This is a genomic window from Sphingomonas sp. GC_Shp_3, from assembly GCF_026540945.1.
Taxonomy (GTDB): Bacteria; Pseudomonadota; Alphaproteobacteria; order Sphingomonadales; family Sphingomonadaceae; genus Sphingomonas.
Genome location: NZ_JALNUT010000026.1, coordinates 1 through 1,048, shown reverse-complemented (window position 1 = coordinate 1,048; position 1,048 = coordinate 1). Strand labels below are relative to the sequence as shown.

The following is a 1,048-nucleotide window of genomic DNA, read 5'->3' as shown; positions in this document are numbered from 1 at the left end:
GGCGTTCAGCTAAGGGCAACATAACTGGTGAGTGCCGCCGCTGGTTCGGCTCCTTCGAGGCCAGCCAAGCGGCAAGCGCTTTCCGGAGCGCTGCACGTCCAACGTGGCAGACACTTGCGGGCGAGTTCCACTTGCAACATCAGTGGACCGTTCAACCCCTCCCACAAACGCGCGGGCAGCTCTGCGCAGCCGTTGGTCCAGCGGAAAGACATTCCGTCTGCCTGTTCGAGCGCGTAGCAGCCCACGACTCCTTCCAGATCTTCAGCGAGGAAGCGGCGTTGCAGGCCGGACGCACTTTTGAAGGTCAGGGTCCGGATTGCGACGCCCAAGGTCCTGTGATCAGCCGATGCAGAGGTCGAGGACGGCTTTGTGCAGGCCGAGCTGAGCGACAGTGTGTCAGGAGGCGAAGAGAGTGCGACGTAGGCGGACATCCCGACGACCTTCGGCTTATGGAACTGGCCGTCCGCAATGAAGCCGAGCTGAGAATCGGGGGTTTCATCGACGCACCAGCCGAGCTGTTCGGCACGCGCGCGAAGGCGATCACGGACACGTTCGAGCATCGGCCCGGCGGGCATCAGCGGCCTGCAATACGACTGATGGCTGGAGACCGCGTCGGGGCGCGAGGACCCGTTGGCAAAGAACGCACTGTTCCGGCTTGGCAGGTAGCTCTCTGCTGGCAGGTCGGCCGCGAGAAGGATGTCGTGGCTGTCGAGCTCGACATGCCAGTAGGAGACCTGTTCGACAGCCTCCTGAACGATCGTCGCGTTGTTGATCAACCAAGAGGCCTGGATCAGCACTTCGTCCACGCAGATCGCATGTCCGGGAGACACCAGGATATCCTGTCTTGGCAGTCCGGGGCCAAACGCGCCTGTCATGATGCGGACCGGGTGTACGGCTTCGCGGTCCGGGAAGCATGCGCAATCGAGGGTTCGTTGTCCCAGCCAACGGATCGGTCGGTAAGCACCGGATGCGGTAAGCACCATGTCACCGACTTCGAGCGACTCGACGGGCCGATCTCCTCCTGGCGTTCGGATCGGGGTTCCCTCGG

Annotated in this window: 1 protein-coding gene; it reads right to left on the bottom strand. The window is 62.9% G+C overall.

Going from position 1 to position 1,048, the window contains the following annotated elements:
- Positions 1-5: 5 nt before the first annotated feature.
- Positions 6-1,048, bottom strand: a 1,043-nt coding sequence (locus OXR00_RS19560; RefSeq protein ID WP_267389901.1) for a Hint domain-containing protein, incomplete at its 5' end; no start/stop codon positions are given.